25 protein-coding genes, 1 tRNA gene and 1 pseudogene are annotated in these 25549 nt (G+C 34.8%); 18 read left to right on the forward strand and 9 right to left on the reverse strand.

The features are described 5' to 3' along the window. Position 1: 1 nt before the first annotated feature. The 4 genes from lspA to ACQH1W_RS03070 form a co-directional block, all read right to left on the reverse strand. Complete coding sequence (lspA, locus tag ACQH1W_RS03055; protein WP_425361196.1) at positions 2–592, reverse strand: signal peptidase II; 591 nt, start codon at positions 590–592, stop codon at positions 2–4. A gap of 304 nt (positions 593–896) precedes the next feature. Continuing rightward, complete coding sequence (locus ACQH1W_RS03060) at positions 897–1811, reverse strand: HEPN domain-containing protein (protein WP_375333071.1); 915 nt, start codon at positions 1809–1811, stop codon at positions 897–899. A 486-nt stretch (positions 1812–2297) separates the two neighbouring features. Next, positions 2298–2720 carry a hypothetical protein gene (locus ACQH1W_RS03065; RefSeq protein ID WP_425361164.1) on the reverse strand — a complete coding sequence of 141 codons (423 nt, stop codon included), beginning with the start codon at positions 2718–2720 and terminating at the stop codon, positions 2298–2300. Positions 2721–2748: 28 nt separating this feature from the next. Continuing rightward, positions 2749–4683 carry a WH2 domain-containing protein gene (locus ACQH1W_RS03070; RefSeq protein WP_425361165.1) on the reverse strand — a complete coding sequence of 645 codons (1935 nt, stop codon included), beginning with the start codon at positions 4681–4683 and terminating at the stop codon, positions 2749–2751. Between the two features lie 280 nt (positions 4684–4963). On the opposite strand from ACQH1W_RS03070, the gene ACQH1W_RS03075 reads away from it, so the two are divergent. The 6 genes from ACQH1W_RS03075 to ACQH1W_RS03100 all read left to right on the forward strand — a co-directional run bounded on the left by ACQH1W_RS03075 (position 4964) and on the right by ACQH1W_RS03100 (position 9625). Next, the gene (locus ACQH1W_RS03075) at positions 4964–5578 is read left to right on the forward strand and encodes a 50S ribosomal protein L25/general stress protein Ctc (RefSeq protein WP_425361166.1); all 615 of its coding nucleotides are present in this window, start codon (positions 4964–4966) and stop codon (positions 5576–5578) included. 409 nt (positions 5579–5987) lie between these two features. After that, complete coding sequence (pth, locus tag ACQH1W_RS03080) at positions 5988–6569, forward strand: aminoacyl-tRNA hydrolase (protein WP_341760955.1); 582 nt, start codon at positions 5988–5990, stop codon at positions 6567–6569. A gap of 2 nt (positions 6570–6571) precedes the next feature. After that, complete coding sequence (locus ACQH1W_RS03085) at positions 6572–6997, forward strand: GNAT family N-acetyltransferase (RefSeq protein ID WP_341760956.1); 426 nt, start codon at positions 6572–6574, stop codon at positions 6995–6997. Further along, a complete protein-coding gene (ychF, locus tag ACQH1W_RS03090) occupies positions 6994–8091 on the forward strand; it encodes a redox-regulated ATPase YchF (RefSeq protein WP_375333068.1) in 1098 nt (365 codons plus the stop codon). Before ACQH1W_RS03085 ends, ychF begins: the two co-directional genes overlap by 4 nt. Before the next feature lie 9 nt (positions 8092–8100). Then, complete coding sequence (locus tag ACQH1W_RS03095; RefSeq protein WP_341763335.1) at positions 8101–8769, forward strand: glutathione S-transferase family protein; 669 nt, start codon at positions 8101–8103, stop codon at positions 8767–8769. Positions 8770–8983: 214 nt separating this feature from the next. After that, complete coding sequence (locus ACQH1W_RS03100) at positions 8984–9625, forward strand: hypothetical protein (RefSeq protein ID WP_425361167.1); 642 nt, start codon at positions 8984–8986, stop codon at positions 9623–9625. A gap of 274 nt (positions 9626–9899) precedes the next feature. On the opposite strand, the gene ACQH1W_RS03105 is transcribed toward ACQH1W_RS03100, so the two are convergent. After that, positions 9900–10838 (reverse strand): uracil-DNA glycosylase family protein, encoded by a 939-nt coding sequence (locus ACQH1W_RS03105; RefSeq protein ID WP_425361168.1) that lies wholly within the window; start codon positions 10836–10838, stop codon positions 9900–9902. Positions 10839–10859: 21 nt separating this feature from the next. Between ACQH1W_RS03105 and ACQH1W_RS03110 the strand changes: the two genes are divergently transcribed. From ACQH1W_RS03110 to fdxA, 12 genes are all read left to right on the forward strand, one after another. Next, on the forward strand, positions 10860–11834 hold the full coding sequence (locus ACQH1W_RS03110) for an RluA family pseudouridine synthase (RefSeq protein WP_375333065.1): 975 nt from the start codon (positions 10860–10862) through the stop codon (positions 11832–11834). Further along, positions 11800–12657, forward strand: a complete 858-nt coding sequence (gene prmC / locus ACQH1W_RS03115) for a peptide chain release factor N(5)-glutamine methyltransferase (RefSeq protein WP_375333064.1) — start codon at positions 11800–11802, stop codon at positions 12655–12657. The genes ACQH1W_RS03110 and prmC overlap by 35 nt, the downstream gene beginning before the upstream one ends. Before the next feature lie 168 nt (positions 12658–12825). Beyond that, positions 12826–13287, forward strand: coding sequence for a DNA polymerase III subunit chi (locus ACQH1W_RS03120; RefSeq protein ID WP_375333063.1), 462 nt, complete (start codon positions 12826–12828; stop codon positions 13285–13287). Positions 13288–13579: 292 nt separating this feature from the next. Beyond that, positions 13580–14455, forward strand: coding sequence for a glycine--tRNA ligase subunit alpha (locus ACQH1W_RS03125; RefSeq protein ID WP_375333062.1), 876 nt, complete (start codon positions 13580–13582; stop codon positions 14453–14455). Between the two features lies 1 nt (position 14456). After that, complete coding sequence (glyS, locus tag ACQH1W_RS03130) at positions 14457–16496, forward strand: glycine--tRNA ligase subunit beta (protein WP_425361169.1); 2040 nt, start codon at positions 14457–14459, stop codon at positions 16494–16496. A 210-nt stretch (positions 16497–16706) separates the two neighbouring features. Continuing rightward, positions 16707–17657: an L-threonylcarbamoyladenylate synthase gene (locus ACQH1W_RS03135; RefSeq protein WP_425361170.1), complete on the forward strand. Its 951-nt coding sequence runs from the start codon at positions 16707–16709 to the stop codon at positions 17655–17657. Next, positions 17654–18565, forward strand: a complete 912-nt coding sequence (gene ftsY / locus ACQH1W_RS03140; protein WP_375333059.1) for a signal recognition particle-docking protein FtsY — start codon at positions 17654–17656, stop codon at positions 18563–18565. The genes ACQH1W_RS03135 and ftsY overlap by 4 nt, the downstream gene beginning before the upstream one ends. A 320-nt stretch (positions 18566–18885) precedes the next feature. Next, positions 18886–20004 carry a Fic family protein gene (locus ACQH1W_RS03145; protein ID WP_375333058.1) on the forward strand — a complete coding sequence of 373 codons (1119 nt, stop codon included), beginning with the start codon at positions 18886–18888 and terminating at the stop codon, positions 20002–20004. A gap of 272 nt (positions 20005–20276) precedes the next feature. Continuing rightward, positions 20277–21485 carry a CCA tRNA nucleotidyltransferase gene (locus ACQH1W_RS03150; RefSeq protein WP_375333057.1) on the forward strand — a complete coding sequence of 403 codons (1209 nt, stop codon included), beginning with the start codon at positions 20277–20279 and terminating at the stop codon, positions 21483–21485. Continuing rightward, positions 21469–22314 (forward strand): metal ABC transporter substrate-binding protein, encoded by an 846-nt coding sequence (locus ACQH1W_RS03155; RefSeq protein ID WP_375333056.1) that lies wholly within the window; start codon positions 21469–21471, stop codon positions 22312–22314. The genes ACQH1W_RS03150 and ACQH1W_RS03155 overlap by 17 nt, the downstream gene beginning before the upstream one ends. Beyond that, complete coding sequence (locus tag ACQH1W_RS03160; protein WP_341763348.1) at positions 22299–23000, forward strand: heme ABC transporter permease; 702 nt, start codon at positions 22299–22301, stop codon at positions 22998–23000. The genes ACQH1W_RS03155 and ACQH1W_RS03160 overlap by 16 nt, the downstream gene beginning before the upstream one ends. Further along, positions 22997–23317, forward strand: a complete 321-nt coding sequence (fdxA, locus tag ACQH1W_RS03165) for a ferredoxin FdxA (protein ID WP_375333055.1) — start codon at positions 22997–22999, stop codon at positions 23315–23317. The genes ACQH1W_RS03160 and fdxA overlap by 4 nt, the downstream gene beginning before the upstream one ends. Here fdxA and obgE read toward each other — a convergent pair. The 4 genes and pseudogenes from obgE to ACQH1W_RS03185 all read right to left on the reverse strand — a co-directional run bounded on the left by obgE (position 23314) and on the right by ACQH1W_RS03185 (position 25528). Further along, positions 23314–24327 carry a GTPase ObgE gene (obgE, locus tag ACQH1W_RS03170; protein ID WP_425361171.1) on the reverse strand — a complete coding sequence of 338 codons (1014 nt, stop codon included), beginning with the start codon at positions 24325–24327 and terminating at the stop codon, positions 23314–23316. The two genes, fdxA and obgE, sit on opposite strands and share 4 nt — an antisense overlap. A 247-nt stretch (positions 24328–24574) precedes the next feature. After that, complete coding sequence (locus ACQH1W_RS03175) at positions 24575–24862, reverse strand: hypothetical protein (RefSeq protein ID WP_341763351.1); 288 nt, start codon at positions 24860–24862, stop codon at positions 24575–24577. A gap of 191 nt (positions 24863–25053) precedes the next feature. After that, a pseudogene (locus ACQH1W_RS03180) lies at positions 25054–25269 on the reverse strand (transposase); the annotation flags it as partial. Positions 25270–25451: 182 nt separating this feature from the next. After that, positions 25452–25528: transfer RNA gene (locus ACQH1W_RS03185), tRNA-Pro, on the reverse strand. Positions 25529–25549 lie beyond the last annotated feature (21 nt).

Genomic DNA, 25549 nt, shown 5'->3' on the forward strand with positions numbered 1-25549 from the left:
TTTATAAATTTATATTTTTCTTAAAAGAAAGTTCACGAATCCTATCCGCTTCAGTTTGCAATCGAGCGTGATTATATTCAACATCTTGTTGTTGTTCAACAATTTTCTTGGTCTTATAATAATCGTGTAATAAGAATATTGCACCTAATGAAATGAAACTATCTGCTAGATTAAATACCGGAAAACCAAAATCTTTATAGTGAAAATAAATAAAATCAAATACCGCCCCATGAACAAAACGGTCGATCAAATTACCAATAGCACCACCAATGAAAAAACTACAACCAACAAAGCTTGGCATCGTCTTACATTTTAATAAGATATACCACAAATATGCTATAAGGGCAGAGTTAACAACTATAAAAAGCATATTACTATACTGATAATAATTTCGAAGTATCCCAAAACTAATTCCATAATTCCAAACATAAACCATATCTAAAAAGCTGGTTACTTCTAGTGTTAGACCAACTTTACCTCTTAGATAATTTATAAAATACCATTTTACTAGTTGATCTATAATTACTAATTTAACAATTATACGACTACTTTGGCGAATAATTAGTAATATTTTCTTAAATATTGATAGTATACGCATATTAGAATTTAATTTTTGATTATACTCTTCTTTGAAGAATTGTTTTTTGAAAATATCATGGATTCGCATGCGTAACTATACTACATGTACGCCTAGCATGCACAACTGTCGAAAGTTCAATAAACGTCATTGCGATGAGCGTTGTTAGCCCTAAACCGTCATTGCGAGCGAACGTACGTGAGCGCGGCAATCCATGAAGCTTGTCATATGGACAATTGCTTCGTCGACCTACGGTCTCCTCGCAATGACGTTTGTTGAACTTTCGACAGTTGTGGCCTAGCATGCTCACCATTCATTTTCAAATCCAATTCTTCAAATCATTTGAGTATACTTCTATTTTATTAATCTTTTCTAGGCAGATTTTTTCAGTCACTATCTTTAATTCCTCTACCCGGTTAATAAGGTAAAGTAATTGTTCTTTACTAATTGTATAATCTTGATCATACCTTGCGTCAACATAAGCATTTCGCAGTAACGTAAAGCAATCTTTTTGCTCCTGAGTCTCATGTGGAAATATCTTATAGAGATCGTAATGATGACTTCTAGCCCTATCGCCAAGTCCCAGTATATCATGTGACTTGGCCTTGTAACCAGTAAAAACTAACAGGATAGCATTATAAAAGCTCTCGGTAGCTTGGTGAAGCATAAAGGCTGCATTATTCAATTGTTCTATATCCAAACACAAATGAGCGAGCGACAGAAAGTCCTTAGCTTTTTTAAACCAATATTTAAAATCTTTCTCAGCTATTGGTCTGCGTTCCTGCCATGATAGTTCCTTAGCTTCAGACAGTATAAATTCACCACTATCATATAAAAGAATTCCCTCTTTCTTGATATCACTAAAGAAATACTGACCTTTTTCCAGTTGCCTATTTACCAACCTAATAGGTTCAAGTATCAGAGTAATTGGTGGTTTTTCATCTAATGAGAATTTTTTACCTAGCCTGTTCTCTATCTTATAGAGTAGGTTGATAGCTGGATAGCCAGCATATTCTCCATTCTTTAAAATCAACAAAAGATCAAAATCACTTTGATACTTATAATAACTAATATCTCCTAACTTCTCTATATCCTCTACCCAATCTCCTCTAGCATAAGAGCCAAATAAGATAATCATTGCTATTTTTGATTTGCCTACATATAGGATTTCTTTAACAATATTATCTAGCTTTTCTTTAATCACTAGTGAGCGGTCAGGTAAGGTAGTTTTCATAAAGCTATTTTTTTATCCTAGATCAACTATATACCAAATATTTAAATAATCAACAACAATTTAATCATAAATTATAAAAATAATTTATGATTATAATCAATAGTTGTTATCTGTATCATAATCAGTAACAATAAACCCCAGCATTCAGGATAAGAATTAACTAATTCTTATCCCGAATTGGCTTTAATATAAGGAAAGATGCATTCTTAAAGCGGTTTTGCGAATGCATTTTAAACCTTTCTAAAGCTAAAAACATGATTTTAATCTTTTAAAATCATGTTTTTAGCAAAATGGATTGCCACGCTCACGTACGTTCGCTCGCTAATAGACATATACGTCTATTAGCGAGGAGACCGTAGGTCGACGAAGCAATCTATAATTTCACCGAATTTGGGATAAGAATTAGTTAATTCTTATCCCGAATTCGCGGGAGTAGTATACAAGACATGAGGCAGCCTAGATGTCATCCCAAATTCGCATAAATCGCTACACGTCCCTAGAACCAGCCTCTTTTTTGATACCAACTAGTTTGGGGGATGGAGTAGGAGGAAGGGTTTTGTATCCATCTTTTGGGGTCATGGGGAGATTTTCTCCAATAGCTTTTGCTGCTGATTGTAACTTTGGAGGGAATTGTCCTTTTGTTGCATCAACGTTAGCAACAGGGTTAGACTTAATCTCCTCTAGCTGCTGGATGACTTTGTCTCGTTTTTTCTCCCTATCGTCATCATCCCAAATGTCGTTATCATTAATAAGTTCAATTAGCTCCTTATCATTTTTAACACCAGCCTCCTTCATAAGCATGTTAAGAGTATTTTCATCAACAATCTTTTCCTCAATAAGTTTCACAAGATCAGCATGTTCAGGTTCATCATCATCATCAGGGTAAAATTTCTGACGCCTATTTGCCATGGCCTTCTCAAAGATACTCTCCACTGGGCTAGGAGAGCGAGTAGGGGGGTGTTTTTTGTTCTTTCTCTAGTTCTTCTAGTGCTTTATTTCCCCCTGATTCAGATAGCTTTTTTTCTTCCCTAAGCTTTCCTATCCGCCTAATTTCAGCAAATAAGTCTCCCCTCTCATTACCTTGTCCTTTCGCTGTTGCTACTGTTGCTTTGTCATGATCAGAACCTGACAGCGAAGGTGGTAGAGGTACTGGATGAGTTGTTGTGGATGCTACCTTTTTAAGTTGTATCCCTGTCCTAATTTCATCCAATAATGCTCCCCTATCTTCTCCTTTCGGTGTTACTACTGCTGCTGCCTTCTGAGCTTGACCTGCCGTAGGTTCTACAGCCGGTGGCGGAGCTGGTGGAGGCGGAGGCGGTGGTGGCACAGTTCCCGTTGTTCGCTGAGTACCTTGGGGCAATGGAGGAGGTGGAGGCGGTGACGGAGGAGGTGGTGCTGCCATAGCATTTCCTACTGCTTGCTGAGCGGCATGTAAACCTTCTATCGGAGGAGGTGAAGGTATATTACTTACAGGTGGTAACGGTGGAGGTGTTGGTATATTTCTTTCCACTGCTTGCTGCCCCTCTTGATGCTGCACCGATGGAGGCGGTGGTGCTGGACGCAGTATTGTATTTTGACCCGGCAACGGAGGAGCTGGGGGTATAGCAGGTCCTGCTGCTTGTTGCACCTCTTGGTTCTGCAACGGGGGAGGAGATGGTGCTTTACCTTTACCAGGTATGTGTGTTTTCGGTTTAGTTTCCTCTCTATGCTGAATATTTTGTGAATCCTGCAATGATGTATGGGGAAGGGATGAAGATGAAAGAGATCTTGTTATAGTGTTTTCCGCTGCTTGATGAATAGCTAGATCTGGCATCGACGTAGTACCCATAAGTGGTGGAGGTGGTGGTGCTGGGCGTGTAGGTGTTATCCGTTCAGGCATTGATGATGACAGGGCTTGAGATTGAGCCAAATCTTGGCTTGTAGACAATGGCTGTGAAGCAGTAACTGCAGCTGTAAAAGTGGACTCAAGCTCACTTCTTAAAGCTTCTACTTTCTCTAACCTAAGGTTTACTATATCTCTTCCTTTAAGCTTTTCTAATTCTTTCTGCAACCTATTTTTTCTAGCTATTGTTGAATCTTCTATGTTTTTACCAGCGATCTCTAATCCCTGATCAACCTTTTTTAATATTTCATTATTGTGGGTTATGTTATCTTTTAAAATTTGTTCTGGAGTATTTACAAAAATATGCTTGATTTTTGCAGTAATTTTTTTAAGACCGTCTAGCCATGTTGATGGTAATTCTTCCCGCAATTCTGCTAATTCTTGCTTTATTGAAAGAAGTTCTTTAATATTATCATTAGCCTTTACCAACTTAACTAGATCTTGTTGTACGTGTACCAGTCTTATTCTTTCTTGATGTAGTGCCTTCGCTTCATCAGCATTATAAACTTGTGATACAATTTGGCTAAAATTTTCATGAGATATATCCAACTTTACTAAGGATTCTCTTAATCGTTTTACCCGTTGTAGTTGTTCCTCTGATAGTTCTTTGGTTATGATCTTATCAAATCCTGCTTGTAACTCTGTATCTATAATTCTTTGTAAAGATAAGTTTTTTTTACCTACATCTCTTAATGTATTGTCAACATGTTTGAGTACATCTCTGTTGGCTCTTCTCTTTTCTTCAGCAATTTCCTCATCATTTTTTATAAACAGATATTTTACTTGTGCAACAGTATGTACAAACCTTTCAAACCAAGGTAAAGAAGGGTATTCTTTCTTTAAATCTTCCACTTTCTGTTTTAGCTGTCTACTCTCGTCCAGTTTTTCATTAGCCTTTAAAAGATTCCCTACAGAATTTATTGTATCCAGTAATTTACCTTTTTCCTGTGATAACACGCTTTCTATTTGTTGATCTTTATCTTTCGACATGTAAATACCTCCTTATTAACTCTACTAAATGTAGGGTAAGCAAAAAAGATGTCATTCCCGCGTAGCTAGCGGAATCTACAAAATAGCCTGAAAGGCTATTAAATGATTATGGATTTCCGCCTACGCAGGCAGGAATGACATCTTTTTTGCATTGATTACAACTTTGAAATTACCCTGTGGCATTATGTAAGCAGCTTTAAAGCAGCTTGTCAAATTAATACTTGAATTTTTTAGCATTTAATACTATCATCTATGTTTTAAAAGCTCTTAGGAGAGAAAGATGAGTGAACTATTAGAACTTGCAGCAGAAATGCGAGAGAAATTTGGTACGGGAGTCGCAAGAGAACTACGTAGGAAAGGTATGGTTCCAGCCATGGTTTATGGAGCAGGTAAAGAAGTGCTAGCCGTTTCTATCGAAGAAAAAGAGATAACTAAGCATTATAGAAAACCTGGTTTTATCTCTACAGTTATTCAAATTAAAGTGGGTAGTAAAACGCATAAAGTGTTACCAAAGGCTGTAGAATTGCATCCTATTACTGACATAGTAAGGCATGTTGACTTTGTACATTTAGAGGAAAAGACCCAAAGAATGGAAGTACCGGTAGTCTATGAGGGTAAAGAAAGAGCTTTGGGAGTTAAAAGAGGAGGATTCTTTAATATAATAAAAAGAACTATAACTCTTTTATGTGATGTCAATAATATACCTAAAAATATTAATATTGATGTTACCAACATGCATATCGGTCAGTCTTTAAAAGCAAAAAGCATTAAACTCCCTGAAGGAGTCCAGCTAGCTAGTAAAAATGATTTTATTATGGCTACTATAATTGGTCGTAAGGGTAGTAAGTCAGAAGATGGAGAAGCTGTAACTGAGGAAGTGAAGACGACAAAGTAGTTGTTTTTGAAGCTACAAGGGTACTATGTCTTGTCACCCACAACTGTTGAAAGTTAAAAAATCGTCATTGCGATGAGCTTTGTAAGCCCTAAACCGTCATAGCAAGGCTCTGTAGATGCCGTGGCGATCTAGGTAAACAGCGAAGCTGTTTTTTTAGAGTAACGCTTCGCGTATCCTAGATTGCCGCGTCGCTGTGCTTTGCACAGCTCCTCGCAATGACATTGAGTTTAATTTATTTATACATTTTCAATCACTACGCTCTTAAGTTGATGGCATGGACTTCGTCCATATATGACGCCTATGTGCCTTCGCATGGATGACATCGGTACAGGGATACTCTAGGCTATTAAACCGATGTCTTACATGAGATTAAATATAAGTGCAAATCGCTCTCTAATGATATTATAATATGCTTAAATCTGAAGACAAAGGGTATATAGTTGTTGTAGGTTTGGGCAATATAGGCAAAGAGTACCAAAATACTCGCCATAATGTTGGCTTTACAGCTGTGGAACGTTTATCAGAATACTATAAATTTTCTTGGAATACCAAAGCTAAATTTCATGCAGAACTTGCACAAGGGATAATAGGCGGACATAAATTACTATTAGCAAAGCCTCTGACTTATATGAATCTGTCTGGAAAAGCAGTACAAGCAATATGTTCTTACTATAATGTCAAATTACAAAATATTTTTGTAGTGCATGATGATATAGATTTAGAAACTGGTAGAATAAAATATAAATTGGCTGGTGGTAGTGGTGGGCATAATGGTTTAAAATCATTGGATCAGTGTATAGGAAATGATTATCATCGTATAAGAATAGGGGTAGGAAGACCAGCGGCGTATGATGATGTGTCGGATTACGTTTTAGCTTCTTTTTCTAAAGAGGAATATAAAATTATTGTTAATTCCATTGAGGTAATAATTAATAATTTCCGTTTATTGCTTTCAGGTGAAATGGAAGAGTTTAAAAGGAGCATCGTTTAAATATGAAACAACAATTAACTTGTGTTTATGCAGATGACATGGATGCACAATATTCGAAGATAATGCAGGATGGATTAGATGAACTTGCCAAAAACAAGAAGGGTCTTGATGCTGTCCAATCATTTTCCTTCTCGTGTTTTGATAATGATAAAAACTTTGTTGCTGGTATAAAAGGTGTACTTATTTATGGTTGTTTATACGTTGATACGTTATGGGTTTCTGGAGATTTTCGAGGTCAGAATTACGGTACTTTACTAATGTCCAAGGCAGAAAATCTAGCACGAGAGCGTAATTGTAGATTTATGAGTTTATGTACTACCGATTGGCAAGCTAGACCATTTTATGAGAAATTAGGGTTTAAATTAGAGTTTACAAGAAGGGGATATGATAAAGATTCAGAATTATATTTTTTAAAGAAAGATTTATGACATTAAAATGTGGTATTGTTGGCTTGCCAAATGTAGGAAAATCAACCCTATTTAATGCCTTAACTTCAAGTATTGTAGCAGAAGCGGCTAATTATCCTTTCTGCACTATAGAACCAAATTCTGCTATAGTATCAGTACCAGATGTTAGGCTAAATGAGCTATCCATTATTGCTGGTTCTAGTAAAATTATTCCTACTTACATAGAAGTTGTCGATATTGCAGGTTTGGTAAAAGGTGCTAGTAAAGGGGAGGGGCTGGGTAATAAATTCTTATCTCACATACGAGAAGTTGATGCTATTTTGCACGTACTACGTTGTTTTGAGGATATAGATGTTACTCACGTACATAATAAAATTGATCCAATATATGATGCTGAAATAATAGAGACAGAATTAATTTTAGCAGATATTGAGTCGGTGGAGAAACGCTTAATAAATGTTGAGAAACGTTTAAAAACAGGTGATAAAACTTTAAAAGACCAAATAGAGTTATTAAAAGAAATTCAAGCAACTCTAGCGGTAGGTAAACCGGTGCGTAGCATGATTGGAACTTATAGTAAAGAGGCTTTAGATCAATTACAATTATTAACTTCTAAGCCGGTTTTGTATGCTTGCAATGTACTGGAAGAAGATGCGGTTACTGGTAATAAATTTACGGAACTTGTAGCCAAAAAAGCTGGGGAAGAAGGTACAAAACATGTTATTATTTCATCAAAAATTGAAGCGGATATTGCAATTTTAGAAAATGACGAAGAGAAATCTGAATTCTTAAATAGTATGGGTCTTGTGGAAACGGGTCTCAGTAAAATTATCAAAGAAATGTATAACTTATTAGACCTAAGAAGCTTTTTTACTGTAGGTCCAAAAGAAACACATGGCTGGACTTTTCGTAATGGTACGCTAGCCCCTCAAGCAGCCGGTATTATTCATACTGATTTTGAGAAAGGTTTTATCCGGGCTGAGGTTATTAGTTATGAGGATTATATAAATTTTAATGGTGAAGTGAAAGCTAAAGAAATGGGTAAAATGCGTTTAGAGGGCAAGGAGTATAAAATGCAGGATGGAGATGTAGTGCATTTTAGATTTAATGTTTAAATAAGGGATATGAGAAAATTATACCATTATCCTATTTGTCCGTTATCACGTCAAGTTCGGGTGTATTTAAAAGAGCTAGATGTGCAGTTTACTATGGTTAAGGAGGATTATTGGCTTCGGGATAAGGAATTTTTGTCTTTAAATCAGGCGGGGGCGACACCTGTCTTACAAGAGGCGTCCACTCTAATTATAGCAGGAATTTATCCCATCACTGAGTATTTACATGAAAAATATCCAAATTTTAATTTTATCGATGAAGATATTGATATTAGATGTGAAATTCGTAGGTTGCTCAGTTGGTTTAATGAAAAATTTTACCGCGAAGTAACAAAAATTATTATCGATGAAAAAATAGTAAGGTCCTTCTGCCAATTAGGTGGTCCTAGAACCGATTTTCTTAGGGCAGCAAAAAATAATCTATCACATCATTTAAGCTATATGTCAAATTTATTTGAAAAGCGTAGCTTTATTGCATCAAATTCTTTAAGTTGTGCAGATATAGCTGCTGCCTGTCATATATCAGTTCTAGATTATTTTGGCGAAATTAATTGGGACAAATGGCTGTCTATTCGTCATTGGTATGCAATCATAAAATCTAGACCTAGCTTCCGCTTCCTATTACACGACCAAATACCAGGTTTTACTCCACCCACTTGTTATGCTGATTTAGATTTTTAGTGGTTGCGATATAGTTATTTTTATGATAGCTTCTAGGTGAATAGTATACTCGATGAAAATCAAGAATTGCGTTGTTGTCTTCAGGGATCGTAGGTAGCCACGTACTAATATGTACGCCTAGCACCTCGACCTTTTGACTCCTGCTCATGATTTTGATTCTATCGTCTATCAACTCTTCATTTACGAGCAGTATATAATTAAAATAGAGGATATTATGAGTAAAGATGACGATAATAATCCAAAAGTGGATTCTCTACCGTCTTATCAGGAAGCTGTAGCTCAAAAACCAAAAGAAGCCCAAGAACGTTTGTCTGCAGAAGAGCTAAAGAGTCATATAGGAGAAATGCCTAACACTTTTCTAGCTTTGCAACAACTAGAGGATGTACAAAAGAATCTTGAAAAAGCCCGTGGGCTTTTTGCTGGTACTACTAGTAAGGCTCTTTCTGGGGTAGAGAAATTAGAATTTGAAAAAGCTGGAGAGGTTTTTGAGAAATTTATGAGTTCATTTGAGAAACTGAGGACATTTGCTGATAGTGTAGATCATAAAAAACCCCTAGACAGCTTGGGAGATTCATTAACTTTTACCGGTCGCTTAAAAGATTTCGCCAAAGAGCAATTAAAGAAAGTTGAAAAAATATTTGAAAGACCAACTAATGCAGTTAAAAACAATCCAATTTTAAATGCGGTAGGGAATGTGATAAAATCTGCATGTCATGCGGTTGGTACTATAGCTAAAGGTACTTTAAACAATGCGATAGCTACTGGAGAACTTGCCAAAAGTGTTGTTAATCTAGGTGTAGCAATAAAAGATAGCATTGTAGGAAAAGGAGTGAAACAAGCAACTAGGGGTGTTTAGCACAACTGTTGAAAGTTAAAAAATCGTCTATTAGCGAAGTGCTGTTGTAAGGCTTAAACCGTCATTGTGATGAGCTTTGCAAGCCCTAAACCGTCATTGCGAGAAGCCGCTTATAGCGGCTTCGTGGCAATCTTGTGAAGGAGAGCTTGCCTCATGAGATCGCCACGGCGTCTGTCGACGCCTCGCGATGACGATTTTAACTTTCAACAGTTGTGCTATGGTCTCCTCGCTAATAGACGTTTGTGAATTGAGAGTAATGCTAGTTTGGTTAGCTCTATATCCCGATATTTGTATTGATATATTCATGGATTTTTAGTAAATCATACCAAGTGGTTTTTTTCTGCATTGGTTGTCTAAGCAAATAGGCAGGATGGAAGATAGAAGTGGTTTGAATTGGTTTGCTAAGATACTGATTTGTGTATAAATAATATTCTTGTCTGATTTTACTTATACCAGCATTTTTGCCAAGTAAGCTAGTTGCTGCAACATTTCCCACTAAAACAATTAGTTTTGGGTTTATTAAAGCAATATGTTTCTCAACAAAAGGTCTACAAATATCTATTTCTTCTTGCGTCGGTTGGCGGTTAGCTGGTGGCCGCCAAAATACAGTGTTAGTAATATAAGCGTTATGTTCTCTTGAAATATTGATAGAGGCTAATACATTATCGAGTAACTTACCACTTTCCCCGCAAAATGGTATCCCTTGTGCATCTTCGTTACTACCCGGTGCTTCCCCAATAAACATTATAGAACTTTGTGGATTCCCATCAGCAAATACGGTTTTATTGGCTAATTTCTTTAAACCACAACCGTTAAAATTCATTAGTAGTTTTTTTAGTTCTTCTAAGCTGTTAGCTGAGTCAGCCAAAGTTCTAGACAAGGAAATACTGTCATCCTGTTTCTGTGCAGGATATGGATTCCCGCCTGTGCGGGAATGACATGAAGGATTGCGGGAATGATTAGAAATGGATTGCTTCGTCGCCACTAAAGTGCCTTCTCGCAATGACGTGTGGGTAAAAGTACTGTCGTCATTGCGAGGAGGCGTAGGCGACGAAGCAATCCATATATGACATGAAGAATTGCGGGAATGACGAGGAGTGCAGGGTATTTCTTGCTGATTAATAGTTGATTGTGAAAAATAATAATCTATACCAATTGCTTGCAACCATTTTAGTTGGTTGATTTTTTTTGTAAAATGCGTCATTTTATTCATTTAAAAAATATTTTGTAGTAGATGGAAGAATATAACGTACCAAAAAATTTAGATGGGTTTAGACTTGATAAGGCTTTGGTAGGTCTTATCAGTAAAACATCTAGAAACCAAATTCAGAAGCTCATAAATGGCTTGCAAGTACAAGTTAATGGTTTGATTATTTCTGATTCCGACTTTAAGGTCAAGGAGAATGATCTTATTTCAGTAGTTTTTAAAGATACTGAGCCTTTAACAATGCAGGAAGCTGATATTAAACTTGATATTTTCTATGAAGATGAAGATTTAATGGTGATCAATAAAGCAGCTGGTATGACAGTACATCCTGGTAGTGGAAACCATCATGATACTTTGGTAAATGCTTTGTTACACCATGCAAAATCTTTATCTAGCATAGGAGGGTTAGAAAGACCTGGTATAGTTCATCGTTTAGATAAAGATACATCAGGTCTGATGGTTGTTGCCAAAAATAATTTTGCCCATCAACATCTTGCCAGTCAGATAGAAAGTCGTAATCTTATACGCAAATATAAAGCATTAGTTTGGGGTATTATCAATCCACAAGAAGGAGTTATAAGAAATAATATTGGAAGAAGCCGTATCTTACGGCAAAAGATGACTATTTTGAAATTTGGTGGTAAAGAGGCGATTACTCATTATAAAACAGAAGAAATATTTTTTAATGGTCTAATCAGTATGTTAGAATGTAAACTTACTACTGGTCGAACTCATCAAATCAGAGTGCAGCTGAGTCATTTAAAACATTCTGTGGTAGGAGACCAAACTTATGGTAAGAATAGCAGGAAAGTTAGCCATAATTATAGCATAGTACCACAAAAACTAGTAAATTTCAAGAGGCAAGCATTACATTCTTGGTATATAAGTTTTTCCCACCCAGTGAGTGGTAAATTATTGGAATTTCAATCACCTTTGCCGCAGGATATTATGGAGATAATTATACAAGATGAATATAAAAGAATTATTAATTTATGCTACTAGCAAATTACAAACAGTAGGTATTAAATCAGCAAACCTAGAGTCACGCATATTGATGCAGCATATAACTGGTAAATCTATTGAATATTTATTAGCAAGATCAGAAGAAAGATTGACCGAGGCAAAACAAATTATTTTTAAAAATTTAGTTAATAGACGTATATTATTAGAACCAATAGCCTACATTATAGGGTATAAAGAGTTTTATGGTTACCAATTTATCATAGATAATACAGTGCTTATTCCTAGGCAAGATACTGAGGTACTTGTAGATGCGATTTTAAGCGATATAAAAACAAATGCAGAGCTAGCAATATTGGAACTTGGCACAGGTAGTGGTTGTATAGCTTTGAGCTTGTTACTAGAAATGCCAAATAGCAATGTAATTGCAACTGATATAAGTAACGAAGCAATTGCTATAGCTCGTCAAAATGCTATAAAACATAAAGTTTCTGATAGATTTAAAATAATTAATAGTAACTGGTTTGAAAATTTGGAAAAGCAAAAATTTGATATTATCGTAAGTAATCCACCATATATTTCTTTTGATGATACTATTTATATGTCTCCTGAGACCCTGCAATATGAACCCCACTTAGCCTTATTTGCCGAAGATAATGGATTGGCCTCATATTACATAATCGCTAAAGAAGCCAAGAGATTTTTAAAACAAAATGGTAAATTATTCGTAGAGATTGGTTTTAATCAATTGGCAGCTGTTACAGAAATTTTTGTTAGTTATGGTTATACGGTTAAGCAAGTTTATAAGGATTTGGAAGGTAGAGATAGAGGGCTTCTAATACTCGATAATCAAGTTTTTTTCTAAGGCATACAATTCATGGTAGTTTATGTTATCCCCACGTAGGCAGGGGTCTAAAAAAGTCTAACAAACCCTCTTGGTTTATTTTTTTAGATTCCTGCCTACGCAGGAATGACATCGAGAGTAATTAAATCGAATTGAGATTAGATAAGTTTTAAATTTAAGAGAATTATCATGCAACAATTTAGTCTTTACCATACTGCTGAAGGATTACTATATAAGACAACCTGCCTTTTAGTAGAAAAATCTTATCATAGTAATTTAAGGATTGTAGTTTTAACTCCGGATATTGAGGTACAAGAATCACTAAACAAGATGATATGGACATATTCTAGGAAACAATTTATTCCGCATGGCAGTAAACTTGATCCATTACCAGAAAAACAACCAGTTTATATTACTCATCAGTTAGAAAATCCTAACCAAGCTAGCATTTTAATAATCATTGCCCCATTTGATATTGAAGAAATTCTTAATAACAAACAGTATGTTGCACATTTTCAAAGAATAATTATAATATACGATGGTTTGGATAATTTAAGTCTAATAGTTAAAGCAATAAATGAACTAACTATTGCGACACCGGTGATTGACTGTTATAAACAGAGTCCAATAGGAACATGGAGTAAGATTTAGGTATACTCAGGTAGAACTTCAAGAATTGGCGTTGTCGTCTTCAAGACACAACCGTTGAAAGTTAAAAAATTGTCTATTAGCGAGGAGATCGTAGGTCGACGAAGCAATCCAGTAACATCATTTATCTATAGATTGTTTCCTAGATTGCTTCGCTTACGCTCGCTAATAGACGCTGTGGTATAGGTATTTGTAAACTTTCAACAGTTGTGGAGTGACATCGAAGGTGCAGGAAGTTCTCTAATTGTAAAATAGGGAGTGTTCGTCTAAAAAATAAACAAGCAAATTTATAAATATGCAAAAATTATCATTTCAGCAAATTATATTAACCTTGCAGAATTATTGGGCATCATATGGTTGTGCGATTTTACAACCATATGATTCGCATGTTGGAGCTGGTACTTTTCATCCTGCCACTGTACTACGAAGTCTTGGCAAAAAGCCTTGGTTTGTAGCTTATGTTCAGCCATCTAGGCGACCTAATGATAGTAGATACGCTCAGCATCCCAATAGAATGCAGCATTATTATCAATTGCAAGTTATACTAAAACCATCTCCTGATGATATACAAGAGCTATATTTAAAGAGCCTTGAATGTCTTGGTATAGATTTGAAAAAACATGATATTAGGTTTGTTAAAGATGATTGGGAATCTCCTACTCTTGGGGCGACTGGACTTGGTTGGGAAGTATGGTGTGATGGTATGGAAGTATCGCAATTTACTTATATGCAACAAATTGGTGGTATCGAGTGTCGCCCGGTTGCTGGTGAAATTACCTATGGTTTAGAACGTCTAGCACTCTATATACAAGGGGTCGATGAGGTCAAAAATCTTGACTGGAATGGTCAAACTGGAGAGAAGGCTTTAACATATGGTGAAGTAGATTTTGAAGCTGAAAAACAATTTTCAAAGTTTAATTTAGAATTGGCTGACATAGCAATATTATCTCAACATTTTATTGATAGTGAAAAACAATGTAATGATTTAATTGCTGCAGATTTGCCGTTGCCAGCTTATGATTATTGTATTCAAGCTAGCCATCTTTTTAACCTGTTAAATGCTCGGGGGGTGATTAGCGTAACAGAGAGAGCATCTTACATACTCAGGGTACGAAATTTGGCAAAGCTATGCTGTAATAAGTGGTTAGAATTAGAAGAAAAGAAGAATTAATATGAGTGAGTTATTGTTAGAACTGTTTAGTGAAGAAATACCAGCTTTAATGCAAAAAAATGCAGCGGAAAGCTATAAAACCATATTTACTACAATCTTGCAAGATAGTAGGCTAACAGGGGATGTTCAGGTATTTATTGAACCTAGGCGAATTGCCGTGTATATTACCAATTTACCGAAATCTATACCGCCAAAAGAAATTACCATAAGAGGACCAAAAGTTTCGAGTACATCGCAGGTTATAGAAGGGTTTTGTCGCTCAAATAATATTGAGCAAAAAAATTTGTCTACACTATTAGTGCAAGGGCAATCATATTATATAATAGTAAAAAATACTAAAGAAACCGATATACGAGTGCTATTGGAAGATATGATTCCTAAGGCAATTAGTAAATATATTTGGTCAAAATCTATGTATTGGGGGAATTATGATATAAGTTGGATTAGACCTCTTAGGAATATTTTATGTATATTTGATGGAGAAATACTAGCAATTAAATATGGCCATTTGACGGCTAATAATATTACCTTTGGGCATAGATTTATCAGTCCTGAATCGATTACTATAGACAGTTTTTCTGAATACCAGGTTAAGCTGCGGGAAAGTAATGTCATTATTGACCAAGAAGAACGTAAGGAGATAATTAAAAGCCAATTATTAATAATAGCAAAGTCACTTAATTTAGTGATAAAAGAGGATGAAAAATTATTAGAAGAAGTAACAGGATTAGTAGAATTGCCAGTTGTTATGGTGGGTAAAATACCATCTCACTTTTTGAAGTTACCTAGTGAGGTGCTGGTTAGCTCAATGCGTAACCATCAAAAATATTTTAGTACTTTTGATGAGACTGGTAATTTTGCCCCTTATTTTCTTTTCGTCAGTAATATGCCTAATGATCAAAATATCATAGTAAGTGGCAACGAGAAAGTATTATCTGCTAGACTCTCTGATGCCTTGTATTTTTATCAGCAGGATTTATCTAATAGTTTACAATCAAAATTGCCAAAACTTGAAAGGATAACATTTCATGCCAAGCTTGGTAGTGTAAAACAAAAAACTGAAAGGATTGCTGATATTTGTAATTATATTATACCAGGAAATAAGGATTTACAAATAGCCGCTAGACTTTGTAAAAGTGATCTCACTAGTGAAATGGTTGGAGAATTTCCTGAGTTGCAAGGAATTATGGGATATTATTATGCTAAAGAAGATCGGCTAGGGGAAGAAATCGCAGCAGCAATCAGGGATCATTATAAACCCCAAGGCCCATCGGATAGTTTACCAGTAGGAGATGCAGCAATATTGGCTATTGCTGATAAATTGGATAGTTTAGTAGGCTTGATATTAATAGGAGAAGAGCCAAGTGGTTCAAGAGACCCCTACTCACTCAGGCGGCAAGCACTAGGTATTATTAGGATAATTTTAGGTAATAAACTGAGTATAAATATTAAGCAATTAGTTGCTTATGTAGTTCACTTATATCAAACTATGTTTGAAGACGTAAAGGGAGGAGGGGATGATAGTGGGCTAAATAAAACTAGGCAGATAATTCTAGATTTTTTAGAAGAAAGAGCCAAATATTATTTTAAAAATCACTATGATCTATCGTTAATTAATGCTGTGCTTGATTTTGATATTGAAGAAGACCTAGTTGTTAGTGAAATAAAGCTTGCCTCCTTACAGGAGTTTCTGACTAATGCTGATGGTGAAAATTTATTAACTATTTACAAAAGAGCAAACAATATACTAGAAGGTAGTAATATAGAAGGAGAGATTAACCAAGATGCTTTTATTTCCAAATATGAACAAGAATTATTTTTATCATTAGGAGTTATTTCTAAGCAAATTGATAGTTATATTGTAGAAAAAGATTTTACTAAGACTCTTAGTCTATTACTAGAAATATTAAACCCTGTCAATGAGTTCTTTGATAATGTTATGGTCAAAGATCAAGATCATAACATTGCCAATAATCGTTTATTGTTGCTCAGAATGGTTACGCAATTATTTGATAAATTAGCAAAATTTAGTGCTTTATGATTAGTACAAATGAATTAGGTTGGTGTCCTAAACATCATTGTAAGGAGTCGTTTTTCGGTTCAACCGTCATTGCGAGTAGTCACTTCAGTGGCGACGAAGCAATCCAAAAAAGTGATCAGGAATGGATTGCTTCGTCGGCTTCACGCCTCCTCGCAATGACGTTTTGGATTTCTTTGATAATTTTTAAATTGTCATGGGGGTATGCGTAAGGTGAGCGATACATTAAAGCAGGCTGCCAAATTCATACAACTTGGTAATGTAGTAGCTTTTCCAACAGAAACAGTATATGGACTTGGTGCAGATGCTAGTAACGAACAAGCTTGTCAAAAGATTTTTAAGATAAAAAAGCGTCCAAGTATAAATCCTCTGATTGTCCACGTGGCAACTATGAGGCAAGCTAAAACTATAGGGGAATTTAATGCGGATGCTCTTAAGTTAAGTAATATCTTTTGGCCAGGACCTTTATCTATTGTTGTACCATTAAAAAGCGGTGCAAATATAACGAGGTCAGTATTAGCTGGACTGACCTCGGTTGCACTCCGTATACCATCACATAATATTGCTTTGGAGCTAATAAGAAAATCTGGTACGGCTGTAGCAGCACCTAGTGCTAACCCATCAGGTTATATTAGTAGCACGACTTTAGAACATGTAAAAGAACATTTTTCAGATGAGAAAGATGTTTTTATTTTAGGCGATAATTTGAATGATTGTAAGTGTCAGTATGGTATAGAGTCCACCATAGTGGACACTACTACTAATAACTTAACTATTTTGCGAGATGGCTTTATAACGAAGGAAGCATTAGAGGAAGTTCTAGGTAAGAAATTAGATAAAACACCTAGCTTGATGCAAATTAAAGCTCCAGGTATGATGAATAAACACTACTCTCCAAAAGTTAGAGTAAGGTTGAATGCAGAGAGTTTAGAAGTTAATGAGGTAGGGCTGAATTTTGCTAATAGTAAGCTTGAGGGCAAATTTTCGCTTAACTTAAGTTTAACTGGTGATTTAATTGAAGCAGCTAGTAACCTATTTGCCAACCTTAGAATATTGGACAATTATGCGGAATTAAATGGATTAGCAATTGCCGTTGCCTCCATCCCAGAAATTGGTATCGGCGTTGCAATTAATGATAGGCTTAAAAGGGCGGCTATAAAATGACTTCTATATTTACTAAATTAAAACAGGCATTAATCAATAGCTCGGATAAAATATCTTCGGGCATTGATCAAATATTTTATAAACAAAAGCTAGATGAGCAAACTTTAAATGAGCTAGAAGAGTTGTTAATATCTTCAGATATAACTCCATCTGTTGCGATAGAACTTGTCAGTAAACTAAGATCTATCAAATTTGACAAAGAAGTGAGTAGTTTGGTAATCAAAGAACAACTTGCCAATATTATCGGGCAATTATTGATAAAAACTAGTAAAAATTTTGAATTGTACGATAAAAAGCTTAATGTCATACTAGTTTGCGGGGTTAATGGTTCAGGTAAAACTACTACGATAGGAAAGCTTGCCGCCATTTATAGTGGGCAAGGTAAAAAAGTGGCTATTGCAGCTTGTGATACATTTAGAGCTGGTGCTGTTAGCCAATTATCTAGTTGGGCTGATAGAAGTGGTTCTATGTTTATTACAGGAAAAGAATCAGCTGATCCTGCTAGTGTTGCTTACACTTCTATGCAGTACTCAATAAACAACGATGTGGATATATTATTTATTGATACAGCTGGCAGATTACATAACCAAAAAAATCTGATGGAAGAGCTTGGAAAAATTGTTCGAGTGATCAAGAAGATTGATGATACAGCACCTCACCATAGTATATTGGTAATTGATGCTACCACTGGGCAAAATGTATATAACCAAGTCGAACAATTTTCGGCTATTGCTAACATAAAAGGTCTTATAGTTACTAAATTAGACGGTACAGCAAAAGCTGGCGTAATAGTTGGTGTTGTACAGCAATTCACCTTACCAGTATATTTTATAGGGATAGGAGAGAAAATAGATGATTTAAAATCGTTTAATCCGGTTTTATTTGCCAGTAGTTTAGTAGGAAATTAACTAGGGGAAGTATCATTGCGAGGAGACCATAGGTCCACAACTGTTGAAAGTTAGTAAATACAGCTTCCCTATACGTCATTGCGAGGAGGCTGTAAGGCCGACGAAGCAATTGTAAGTTAAAAGTATGATATAATAGATATCCATATGACAAGATTCATGGATTGCCACGCTCACGTACGTTCGCTCGCTAATAGACGGTTTTTTGTGAGTGTTCACAGTTTTTTAACTTTCAACAGTTGTGGCATCTAAAGAGCCTTGCAATGACGATTATAGAAAAATAATTGTTGAAAAGCATTAAGTGATACTTTATATTTTACTATATGAAATATGACCTACTAGACAACAAAAAAAAGCAACTGGATAGAATCAGACCATTAACTTCAGAGTTAGTTAAAAACTTGGAGCAGTGGTTTAAGGTAGAGTTGACTTATACCAGTAATGCTATTGAGGGGAATACTCTCTCGCGTTTGGAAACTGCTGTGGTAATTGAAAAAGGCTTAACAGTTGGTGGAAAATCGTTAGTAGAACATCTTGAGGCAAAAAATCATGCACAAGCTTTGGACTTAATCCATGAAATACAGCAAAAGAAAACTTGTGAAATTACTGAAAACGATATTTTATCAATTCATGCTCTTATCCTAAAGGGTATCGATGATTATAATGCTGGATGTTATAGACGAGTAGCAGTATACTCAAATGATTTGAAGAATTGGAGCGTAAAACAAGGGGTGAGCGAACGGAGCGTAGTAAACCTACGTGAGTACGCGAATTCCCCGCAGTTTTGCGAAGCCAATTCTTCAAAGCAGAAGAGTATACGTATTTCAGGTTCAAGGGTAATAATGCCAAATCCAGTAAAAGTACCAAACTTGATGGCAGATTTTATTGCATGGCTAAACTCATCTAAAGATATGCATCCTGTACAGTTTGCAGGAGAAGCACATTATCGACTAGTAACTATTCATCCTTTCTCAGACGGGAATGGTCGAACTGCACGATTATTGATGAATTTAATTCTAATAATGGCAGGTTATCCACCGGCTATTATTAGACTACAAGAGAGGTTACCTTATATAACATCTCTAGAAACTGCACAACTTGGTGGTTCAAAAGAAGCCTATGGAAAGATTATCTTTAATGCAGTCAATCGTTCTCTTGATATTTATCTTAAAGCAGCAAACTCTGTAAACTCTTCAGATATAGTATTATCAGAGAAATTATTAAGAATTGGTAAGCTTGCAAAAGCTGTCAATGAGACTGTGTCAACAATTCGTTTTTGGACTAAGGAAGGTTTGCTTGAAATTGCTGATGTTACTAAATCACGCTATCAGCTTTACTCACCTGAAATGATTGAACAATGTATAGAAATTCAACGATTAAAGAAACAAAAGCTAACACTGAATGAAATCAAGGATATGCTTGTAACCTCAATTTCGGATTAATTTCATTAATCCGAAATTGGAATGAGAATGTAAACAATCAGGCTTAAAGCGGTTTGACGCCTGATTGTTAAATATTTCATTTGCTAATAATCTTATTTTTATACCAATAAAAATAAGATTATTAGCGATAATAGATTAAAATGCATTCGTAGAACCGCTTCAAGAATGCATTTTTCTGATATTATAGCCAGTTTTGGATTAAAATTTTTAATTTTAATCCAAAACTGAAGCTTGTAAATAATGACACAAAATAAAAATAAGGTGTTTCTATAATGCACGTTGTAACAAAAGAATTATCTATCCAATCACGCTATTACAAAGAATTTTACAAAGAGATTCTGTCAATACTAAAACTAAATGGAGGAGTGGCTAGAATTGTTGGGGGAGCTGTTCGGGATGCTATTCTTGGTGTAGTTAACTATGACGTTGATATAGCAACAAATTTATTACCAAAACAAGTAACAGATATTTTATCAAAAGCCAACATTAAGGTCATACCAACTGGCATAAAACATGGTACAGTTACAGCTTTATTCAAGAATGAAAAACTTGAGATTACTACACTTAGAAAAGATATCAAATGTGATGGTAGGAGGGCAGAAGTTATCTTTACTGATGATTTTATGGAGGATGCTGCTAGAAGAGATTTTACTATTAATGCCCTTAGTTATTGCCCATTTGAACATAAAATTTATGATTATTTTGGTGGAATAGATGATTTGCGACAATCGAAAGTAATATTTATAGGACAGGCATTTGAACGAATCCAAGAAGATTTTTTGCGTATTTTACGGTTTTTTCGGTTTTCCTGCTATTATGCTGCACAGCTGGATATAGATGGGCTAAATGCTTGTATTAAATTGAAGGAAAATCTAAAATTACTATCAAAAGAACGGATAAAATGGGAAATGGACAAATTGATTATCTCAGATAATAGTCCTGATATTTTGCAGCAAATGTTTGATAATGGCATATTGCAAATAATATTGCCAGTTAGCCAGTTTGATAAAAAATATTTGTCAGAAGCAATTAATTTTGGTTCTTTAGAGCCTTACACTAGGTATTCACTCTTATTTTATCACATAAAGAACTTATCACTAAGTGATTTACTAAATTTAAAATTTTCCCGACAAATCGCCGTAAAAATCACTACGATACTTAAAGTTATTAATAGAGAAATAAACGAATTTGTATTAAGAGAAATTTGGTGGAAAAATGATGATTATTTACAGTATATAAGTGTTCTAATATCATTAGGCAAAGTAGATAGAACGGTAGCCAAAAAATTTCTAGATAGATACAGCTCTAAACCCCGTCCAATATTTCCTATAAAGGGTCATGACTTGCAAAAATTAAATATTCATGGTAAAGCTATTGGCGTACTGATCCACAAATTAGAAAAAGCTTGGATAGAAAGTGATTTTACGCTTAATAAGAATCAATTATTTAAATTATTGGAAAATAATGAAAATTACTATTAGTGCTAGCATTTTTATTGCTATGATTATAACATTATTTAATTATGCAGCTTTTGCCAGTGGTAAAGTGAAAATTGTTACTAGTATAACTCCGCTAGCAGCTATTATAGCTATGCTAGTTAAAGATCAAGCAGAGATTGTAGCTATTGCCAATAATGATGATTGCCCGCACCATTATAATTTAAAACCTAGTGATCTTAAAAAAGTCAAAGATGCAGATATTGTATTTTATATAGATGAGCAATTTGATGGTTTTGTTGGGAAGTTAATGAATGGTCATAGTAAAAATGTTATTAAAATTAGTAATTTTACGGGGCTAAAAATTATTAGTAATGACTCATATAGTAATTGGCATATTTGGCTTGATTTAGATAATGTAAAAGTAGTATTAGAACAATTATCTAAGATATTAGTGGGACGATTTCCTGATATTAGTTCAGATATTTACCAAAATCTTGATAAGGCAAAAAAACAAATAGAGAGACTTACGAAAATCAAAAATGAAAAATTAGGACCTTTGACAGATGTTATTTTACTTAGTGATAGTCTAGAATATTTTTTTGATAATAGCCGAAAAAGCGTTGCAAAATTATATAATTCTGATCAAAAAAGCCTTAAATATATTAGTAATCTTGAGCATTTATTAGCTATGTCCAACAGTAAATGTTTATTATTAAGTCTCGATCAAGATGTTCGAATTTATAAAAATTTTAAAGCAGAGATAGTAGAAGTTGAAAGCGAGAATTGGAGAATAACTGACATTAACGATGATTTATACTATAATCAATATTTAAAAATAATTAACCAAGTAGCTAAATGTTTAAATTACTAAACCCTTATTTTTTTAGTAAGTTAATACAAACCATTATACCATTATTGCTAGTTTCCATGTTGATACTAATGGGACTGGGGTTATACCAAGCTTTGATAGTCTCACCACAAGATTACCAGCAGGGTGAGATGGTCAGGATTATGTATGTTCATGTGCCAGCTTCTTGGATGGCACTAGGGATTTATACATTTATGGCTATTTGTAGCTTGTGTAATCTAGTGTGGAAGACTAAAATGTCCTTTTTAATGGCAGTGGCCAGTAGCCCTATTGGTGCAGTTTTTTGCCTGATTAGCATGGTTACAGGTTCGTTATGGGGAAAGCCTATTTGGGGGACTTGGTGGGTTTGGGATGCTAGACTTACCTCAATGTTAGTATTATTCTTACTATATTTAAGTTATATAGTAGTTGTTAATAGTGGTGATAATATAAGGCGTGCTGAAAAACCAGCTTCGGTGATTGCATTGATTGGTTTTATCAATATCCCCATAGTAAAATTTTCGGTAAATATTTGGTATAGTTTACACCAGCCAGCAAGTGTTTTACGGCTAGGCAGTCCGACAATTCATAATTCTATGTTATTGCCCTTAGTGCTAATGTTTATAACTAGTATACTATATTTTCTATTAGTTTTAGGTTTGAGATCTTGTATTTTAATAGCCAAATTCAAGGAATATGATAATTCATGACTTATGTTGTTACCGATGAGTGCATAAAATGTAAATATACCGATTGTGTAGAAGTATGTCCTGTTGATTGTTTCTATGAAGGGGAGTTAATGTTGGTGATTAATCCCGATGAATGTATTGATTGTGGAGTGTGCGAGCTTGAGTGTCCGGTTAAAGCTATTAAGCCAGAGTCAGAACAGCTGATTGATTGGATAGAGAGAGCTAAATTTTTCTCAAGCATGTGGCCTAATATTACTATTAAAAAACCAGCTCTACCGGATGCAGATAAATATCAAGACGAGGAAAATAAGTTCGAAAAATATATGGGAGGGATTTAATTTACCTGCAAATTGGGATGATTTGTGTTTTTTACGTTTTCAAGAGCTTTTTTAATTACCCTATTTAATCCAGTTCTTGTATAGCTAGACACTACAAAAATTTCCTCTCTAGTAATCTTTTGCAATTCTGTAATTTTGTCTTTAATTTCTTCTTCTAACAAAACATCGCACTTATTCAAACAAATTATTTCAAACTTATTTTTTAATAAGTTCGAATATGATTCAAGCTCGTTCCTAATAGTTCTATAATCAGCAATCAAATTATCAGTTGTTGCTGATATCAAATGAATCAATAAATTACATCTCTCAATATGTTTTAGGAACTTATCACCTAGTCCATGTCCTAAGTGAGCCCCTTCTATTAAACCTGGGATATCAGCTATCACAAATTCTTCATCATCTACATAAACCACACCAAGATTAGGGCTTAGTGTGGTAAATGGATAATCAGCAATTTTAGGTTTTGCTGATGTCGTGGCTGCAAGGAAAGTTGATTTCCCTGCATTAGGTAGACCTATAAGACCAACATCTGAAAGTAGTTTGAGTTGTAAATTTACCCACATCTCTTCTCCAACAACACCTTCAGTCCTACGTCGCGGAGCTTGATTGGTAGATGACTTAAAATGGCTATTACCAAGCCCGCCTTTGCCTCCCTTAAGAATTTCAAAAGTTTGTTCATCGGAAGTGAAATCATATAGTAGAACATCGCCATGTTCTGAGAATATTTGTGTTCCTACTGGTATTTCTAAGAGTAAAGCAGGTTTAGACTTCCCACTACGGTTTGAGCCTTTACCATTCTCACCATTTTCTGCTTTAAAATGCAGTTTATGACTAAAATTTACTAAAGTATTAAGATGAGAATTGCACTTAAAAATAATGCTACCACCACGACCACCATCGCCACCATCAGGTCCACCCATATCAATATATTTTTCTCGATGAAAACTAATCGCCCCATCACCACCATTACCGGCTTTTAAGTATATTTTAGCTTCATCGATAAAATTCATAATATATTATTGTAAGTTATAAACTTGATATTTATAGTCAATTGATGAAAATTTGGTGACTAATACCATTTCTCAAAACTAAATTGCTACTCGGAGTACGAGTGTCGGCTACCTTCGCGTACAACTAGTACGTGAGGAGCGGAGATCATGAAGTACGACGACGTGATGATTAGTTTTCGGAAATGGTATTAGTACACTTTGGCATCAGTATACCATAATATTGTTATCATGTAAAACACTCCTTTGTCTATATCCAATCAGGGCAGTTTAAAAATTCCAACTTTAAGTTATGTCTATAATTGTTAAAGTTTTCTCTAGTTTCAGTAATTTTGTTTGAAAATAGAGCTATTATAGAAAGAGTTATTGTCCTCAATAATGACATTATTAACGGAGCTTCTCCAGTGCTAATAGTTGACTTGTTTTCTTCAAAAACCTTATCTTTTATCCAGTTTAAATTATTTTCGCATGACCAATGACTTCTATTAAATTTTAACAATTCTTCTATACTAAACTTTTTCTCTAAACTAGTAATCATTAATACATTCTCTGTCTCACAGCTATTAGCCTTGTGCTTCTTTTCTCTTTTTCGGGTAATTTTGCATATTTAATTGATATGCCATTTAAATATCCAAATGGCATATCAATTATCTCGATTTTTCTTCTTTCTATTCTCCCATGCTGTAAATCTATATTCTCTGCAAAACTCTTAATTTCCTGACCTTCTGCCTATATTTTATCAAATGTTTGTGTACTATGGTAATGTGAATTAGTAAATATCCTACGAAGAAGTAATCGACTCATAGCCAAAAAAATTATATTTTCACTAGAATCAGTAAGAAAATCATATTCCTTGGAGAGCCTTCTATTTCTATTTATCCAGGCAAAGCTTCTCTCAACAACCCATCGCCTTGGCTGTACTTTAAACCCAACTTCTCTTGTTGGCAATAGTTCTAATGGTGTACTTTCTGGTATCCAAAATCTGCACGCTGGTCGTTTAACAATTTCTAAATCTATGTTATACTTTTCCTAATGAGACCCTTTAAATCTTTAGACTGATACCCCATATCAGCCCACATTTGTTTAATAGTAAAGGAGGTATTAAATGTTAAATACAATGAAATTTGTGGTCGGAGCAGAGAGATTTGAACTCCCGACCCTCTGGTCCCAAACCAGATGCGCTACCAGGCTGCGCCATGCTCCGAAAAATAAATGATGAAGATTA

Origin of the sequence: Candidatus Tisiphia endosymbiont of Stenodema calcarata (genome assembly GCF_964030695.1) — a bacterium.
Lineage (GTDB): Bacteria > Pseudomonadota > Alphaproteobacteria > Rickettsiales > Rickettsiaceae > Tisiphia.

Coding starts and splice junctions, on each gene's coding strand:
- obgE (WP_425361171.1), bottom strand. CDS start 24,327: ATGAATTTTATCGATGAAGCTAAAATATACTTAAAAGCCGGTAATGGT.
- ACQH1W_RS03155 (WP_375333056.1), top strand. CDS start 21,469: ATGAAAATTACTATTAGTGCTAGCATTTTTATTGCTATGATTATAACA.
- ACQH1W_RS03105 (WP_425361168.1), bottom strand. CDS start 10,838: ATGAATAAAATGACGCATTTTACAAAAAAAATCAACCAACTAAAATGG.
- ACQH1W_RS03150 (WP_375333057.1), top strand. CDS start 20,277: ATGCACGTTGTAACAAAAGAATTATCTATCCAATCACGCTATTACAAA.
- ACQH1W_RS03065 (WP_425361164.1), bottom strand. CDS start 2,720: ATGGCAAATAGGCGTCAGAAATTTTACCCTGATGATGATGATGAACCT.
- ACQH1W_RS03075 (WP_425361166.1), top strand. CDS start 4,964: ATGAGTGAACTATTAGAACTTGCAGCAGAAATGCGAGAGAAATTTGGT.
- ACQH1W_RS03175 (WP_341763351.1), bottom strand. CDS start 24,862: ATGATTACTAGTTTAGAGAAAAAGTTTAGTATAGAAGAATTGTTAAAA.
- fdxA (WP_375333055.1), top strand. CDS start 22,997: ATGACTTATGTTGTTACCGATGAGTGCATAAAATGTAAATATACCGAT.
- ACQH1W_RS03110 (WP_375333065.1), top strand. CDS start 10,860: ATGGAAGAATATAACGTACCAAAAAATTTAGATGGGTTTAGACTTGAT.
- prmC (WP_375333064.1), top strand. CDS start 11,800: ATGAATATAAAAGAATTATTAATTTATGCTACTAGCAAATTACAAACA.
- ACQH1W_RS03100 (WP_425361167.1), top strand. CDS start 8,984: ATGAGTAAAGATGACGATAATAATCCAAAAGTGGATTCTCTACCGTCT.
- glyS (WP_425361169.1), top strand. CDS start 14,457: ATGAGTGAGTTATTGTTAGAACTGTTTAGTGAAGAAATACCAGCTTTA.
- ACQH1W_RS03125 (WP_375333062.1), top strand. CDS start 13,580: ATGCAAAAATTATCATTTCAGCAAATTATATTAACCTTGCAGAATTAT.
- ACQH1W_RS03160 (WP_341763348.1), top strand. CDS start 22,299: ATGTTTAAATTACTAAACCCTTATTTTTTTAGTAAGTTAATACAAACC.
- ychF (WP_375333068.1), top strand. CDS start 6,994: ATGACATTAAAATGTGGTATTGTTGGCTTGCCAAATGTAGGAAAATCA.
- ACQH1W_RS03145 (WP_375333058.1), top strand. CDS start 18,886: ATGAAATATGACCTACTAGACAACAAAAAAAAGCAACTGGATAGAATC.
- ACQH1W_RS03060 (WP_375333071.1), bottom strand. CDS start 1,811: ATGAAAACTACCTTACCTGACCGCTCACTAGTGATTAAAGAAAAGCTA.
- ACQH1W_RS03085 (WP_341760956.1), top strand. CDS start 6,572: ATGAAACAACAATTAACTTGTGTTTATGCAGATGACATGGATGCACAA.
- pth (WP_341760955.1), top strand. CDS start 5,988: ATGCTTAAATCTGAAGACAAAGGGTATATAGTTGTTGTAGGTTTGGGC.
- ACQH1W_RS03095 (WP_341763335.1), top strand. CDS start 8,101: ATGAGAAAATTATACCATTATCCTATTTGTCCGTTATCACGTCAAGTT.
- ACQH1W_RS03120 (WP_375333063.1), top strand. CDS start 12,826: ATGCAACAATTTAGTCTTTACCATACTGCTGAAGGATTACTATATAAG.
- ftsY (WP_375333059.1), top strand. CDS start 17,654: ATGACTTCTATATTTACTAAATTAAAACAGGCATTAATCAATAGCTCG.
- ACQH1W_RS03070 (WP_425361165.1), bottom strand. CDS start 4,683: ATGTCGAAAGATAAAGATCAACAAATAGAAAGCGTGTTATCACAGGAA.